This window comes from Sandarakinorhabdus rubra (assembly GCF_010994245.1).
Classification (GTDB): domain Bacteria; phylum Pseudomonadota; class Alphaproteobacteria; order Sphingomonadales; family Sphingomonadaceae; genus Sandarakinorhabdus; species Sandarakinorhabdus rubra.
This window is the reverse complement of sequence record NZ_WMHO01000241.1, coordinates 1-3,699: the sequence shown is the minus strand read 5'-3', so window position 1 is coordinate 3,699 and position 3,699 is coordinate 1. Positions and strand designations below refer to the sequence as shown.

The window sequence follows — 3,699 nt, the reverse complement described above, 5'->3', positions numbered from 1 at the left end:
GTGACGGCGACCGTGGCCGCGATCGCGGTCCGCGCCGCGACGGCGACCGGGGTCCGCGCCGTGACGACCGTGGTGGCGACCGCGGTGGTGATCGGGGCGAACGCCGTCCGCGCAGCGAAGGTGAGGGCGGCGACCCCGGCCTGCCCAGCTTCCTGACCGGCAACGACGACTGACGCCGTTCGCCATCAGGGCCAGACAGAATGGGCCGCGCTTCCCCCGGGGAGCGCGGCCCTTTTCCTGCCCAGCCAGCCTGTCACTCGCGATACAGGCGCAAGCCCGCCGCCGGCAGCCCGAACGTGCGCCGGAAGGTCCGGCTGAAATGGGCGGAATCGGCAAAGCCGGCTTCATGGGCGGCTTCGGTCAACGACCGGCCATCTGCATAGAGCGCCACGGCACGTTCCAGCCTGAGCCAGAGCACGTAGGTCTTGAACGGCAGCCCCGTGGCTTCGACGAACAGATGGCGCGCGCGGCTGGTGGAGAGGTGCACGGCTGCAGCGGCCGCCGGCAATGACAGCCTGTCCTCAAGATTGTGCCGGGCAAAATCGATCATCCGCAGCACCCGGGAATCCGTTGGCGCCAGGCTGGCAGCGGCCGGCAACTGCGCCAGCAACCTGCGCCCCAGCGCCAGCATCTCGGGCCGGGGGCACCCACGCTCCAGGCAGGAGCGCAGTTCATCCGCCGCTGCTGCCAAGGGGCCATCGTGCAGCTGGGCCCAGGGCGCATCTGCCGGCAAGGCAGCGCGCAGCGCTTGGCCAACCAGACTTTCGGGGGCGACGAACAGGAAGGCCACCGCCCCGTTAGCGCGGAAGCTGTGCCGCGTGTCCGATCCCACGATGGCCACTGGCCCAGCCAGCGTGGCGGCGGACAGGCCAATCTCGAAGCTGCCCTTCAGGCAGATGCTGATCTGGATGGCATGGTGGGAATGCGGCTGCAGCTCGGCATTGGTGGGCGCACCTTCCAGGACCCACAGGCTGGCCCCCTCCCACAGGATGATCCGCCCTCGGCCCAGAATCGAAATGGTTCCGCCTCCTGCATCGGATGTCTGCTGCTTCGGCCGGTGTGCGCGCCACCATGCCCGGAAAGATCAGCCCCTTCGTTCAATTCCTGCCCTCGATTGCAGGATAATCCAGCCACTCCACCAACCCAAGCACTGGAGACAAGAAATGACCAAGACCTGCACCTGCAATCCCTGCACCTGCACCCCCACCTGCAATTGCACCGCAACGCCCAAGGCCTGCAAGTGCGGCCCGTCGTGCACGTGCGGCCCCGCCTGCAACTGCGGCGCTGATTGCAACTGCCCGAAATGAAGGCTCGGCGGCGGCGCCTGCACGGCCGGCCACGGTCGGCCTCAGGCGCCGCCACACCCGCTATCGGGAAAGGCAAACGCCCATGAGCATGCTGATCGGAACCCTGCTCGCGCTGGCCGTCTGCGCCATGACGCGCCTGGCCGGCCTGGATCGCGACCGCGCGCTCTATCCGGTCATCCTGATCGTGATCGCATCCTATTATTGCCTGTTTGCGGTCATGGCCGGTTCCAGCACGGCCCTGTGGTCCGACGCAGGCATCGCCTTGCTGTTCACCGTGGCCGCCATCATCGGCTTCAGGCGCAGCCCGTGGCTGATCGCCGCCGCGCTGGCCGCCCATGGCGTGATGGACCTGTTCCACCACCAGCTGGTGGCAAACGCCGGCGTCCCGCCCTGGTGGCCGGGCTTCTGCAGCGCCTTCGACATCACGGCCGCCATCTGGTTTGGCATAAGCCTTGCGATGGACTGCCGCAGCGCCCGCTTGGCGCCCGCCAGCGCCGGCGAATGAATCGTCGCGTCAGAAGCGGAAGCGCAGGCCCACGATCCCGGCCGTGGTATCCCCGAACGGGAAGCTGACCGTCTGGATGACGGACAGGTCGATGGCCACGGCCTTGCTGGCGTTCAACGACAGGCTGGCGCCCAGCTCGCCCCAGCTGCCACCCTCGTTCGGGATATCGGCAAAGCGCGGCGTGTTGGCGCCGGGACGGTTCACGAAGCCGACCTGCCCCACCGCGGCGATGTTGCTGGCGGTGCTGACCGCTGCCGATAGGCCGATGCTGCCGCCATCGTTCGCAAACAGATGGGCGAGGCTGACGCCCGCGCTGCCGGTGATGCCGTCGCTCGACTGGCGCTGGCTGCCGATCACGCCGCCGCCGGGGCCGGTGAGCGCCGCTGCAAAGTCGATGTTGTTGTAATCGGCGCCCACGAAGGGCGTGAGGAACAGGCGCTCCGACAGCGCGAGGTCATAGCTGATCGAGCCGCCGACCCCGAAGATGCTGCCCGAACGATCAACCGTGATCGCCTGCCCGCCCGGGCCGCGCAGGGCCGCGCCGTCAAAGCTGCGTCGCCCGGCCGAGACATAGGCATCCAGCCCCAGGTTGCCCACATAGGTCCCGGCCGAGAGCGTGCCGATCCAGGTGTCGGCCGGGATGGTGGCGCCGCGAGCATCGCCGCTGCCCACCCAGGTGCCTTCCAGCTTCACCCAGCTGCTGCCGAAATCGCGCCTGAGGCCCAAGCCCACGAACGGCTGATCGGCCTGGGCCTGGATGGCAGTGATGCCGCCGCTGGCGGACAGGGTCCAGGGTCGGCTGTCGTCAGCGGCATTCGCCTGGGCCAGGGCCGGCGCTGCCGCCAGCGCAAGCAACGCCACCATTACACGCTTCACCATCACGTCAGTCCCCCTCGCATTTTGCCGGTCATTCCCTGTCTCAACGCATAAGCCCCGGCCACTCCTTCGCGGTTCCTCAAGATTTTTCTGGCAGGGCCGCGAAGGAGTGGCGGCACCCCTCGCGTTGAAGGGGATGAAGGGAAGCGCGCGTGCTGATGCAGAGGCTGGCAGACGCCGGCCACAGTGATGACGAGCTGATGGCGCTGTGCGCCAGCGGTGACGCGCGCGCCTTTCGCTGCCTGTTCGATCGCCACGGCCAGTCGGCGTGGCGGCTGGCCTGGCGGCTGACCGGCGACGCGGTGGAGGCCGAGGACCTGGTGCAGGAGGGCTTTGCCCGGCTGTGGAAACAGGCCGGCCATTGGCAGGGCGGCCAGGCCAAGGGTGGCACGGGCGCCGGTGCCTTCCTGCAACGCGCGATCACCAACCTGGCCATCGATCGCAGTCGCCGCAAGCGGCCCGACACGATGGCCGATCTGCCGGAAGGCGCCGACCCGGCGCCGCTGGCCGACGCGCTGCTGGAAAGCGCTGACCTTTCGGCGCGCATCCAGGCCTCTCTGGCCAGCCTGCCCGACCGGCAGCGGGCCGCGATCGTGCTGACCTATTGGGAAGGATTGACCGGGCCGATGGCCGCCGACGTGATGGACCTGAGCCCGAAGGCCTTTGAATCGCTGCTGGTGCGCGCCCGCTCCGCACTGAAATCGGTGCTGGCGGCCGCGGGCATCGATACAAGCCTGTTGCCGGGAGACGCCGCATGAACATGCCCGCCCTCACCGATGCCGATCTGGCCCGCCTGCTGGGTGCTGCCAGCGCCGTGCCCGCCATGTCGGCCGGCCTGGCCGACCGGATCATGATGGCCGCCATGCCGGCGGAGCCAACCCAGATTACGGCACTGCCGCCGGTCACCGCGCTCCGGCACTCCAACGCGGGCCGCCGCTGGCTGCGCGCCGGGCTCGCAACGGTGGCCGGGCTGGGGTTGGCCACCGCGGTGGCCGCCGGCCTCGCCCGCAC

5 protein-coding genes are annotated in these 3,699 nt (G+C 69.3%); 3 read left to right on the top strand and 2 right to left on the bottom strand.

What is annotated here, in order from left to right:
- Window positions 1-253 precede the first annotated feature (253 nt).
- On the bottom strand, window positions 254-841 hold the full coding sequence (locus GJV64_RS15655; protein ID WP_164157615.1) for a helix-turn-helix domain-containing protein: 588 nt from the start codon (window positions 839-841) through the stop codon (window positions 254-256).
- Between the two features lie 548 nt (window positions 842-1,389).
- On the opposite strand from GJV64_RS15655, the gene GJV64_RS12560 reads away from it, so the two are divergent.
- Window positions 1,390-1,812, top strand: coding sequence for a hypothetical protein (locus GJV64_RS12560; RefSeq protein WP_164157613.1), 423 nt, complete (start codon window positions 1,390-1,392; stop codon window positions 1,810-1,812).
- A gap of 9 nt (window positions 1,813-1,821) precedes the next feature.
- Here the strand turns inward: GJV64_RS12560 and GJV64_RS12555 are convergent, their stop codons facing one another.
- Entirely contained in the window at window positions 1,822-2,691 is an 870-nt protein-coding gene (locus GJV64_RS12555) for an autotransporter outer membrane beta-barrel domain-containing protein (protein ID WP_164157611.1), read from the bottom strand.
- Between the two features lie 155 nt (window positions 2,692-2,846).
- Between GJV64_RS12555 and GJV64_RS12550 the strand changes: the two genes are divergently transcribed.
- Entirely contained in the window at window positions 2,847-3,446 is a 600-nt protein-coding gene (locus GJV64_RS12550) for a sigma-70 family RNA polymerase sigma factor (RefSeq protein WP_235927738.1), read from the top strand.
- Window positions 3,443-3,699 (top strand): hypothetical protein (locus GJV64_RS12545; RefSeq protein WP_164157606.1); only part of this gene is annotated, 257 nt, incomplete at its 3' end. The genes GJV64_RS12550 and GJV64_RS12545, both read left to right, overlap by 4 nt.

Coding starts and splice junctions, on each gene's coding strand:
- GJV64_RS12560 (WP_164157613.1), top strand. CDS start 1,390: ATGAGCATGCTGATCGGAACCCTGCTCGCGCTGGCCGTCTGCGCCATG.
- GJV64_RS12555 (WP_164157611.1), bottom strand. CDS start 2,691: ATGGTGAAGCGTGTAATGGTGGCGTTGCTTGCGCTGGCGGCAGCGCCG.
- GJV64_RS12550 (WP_235927738.1), top strand. CDS start 2,847: ATGCAGAGGCTGGCAGACGCCGGCCACAGTGATGACGAGCTGATGGCG.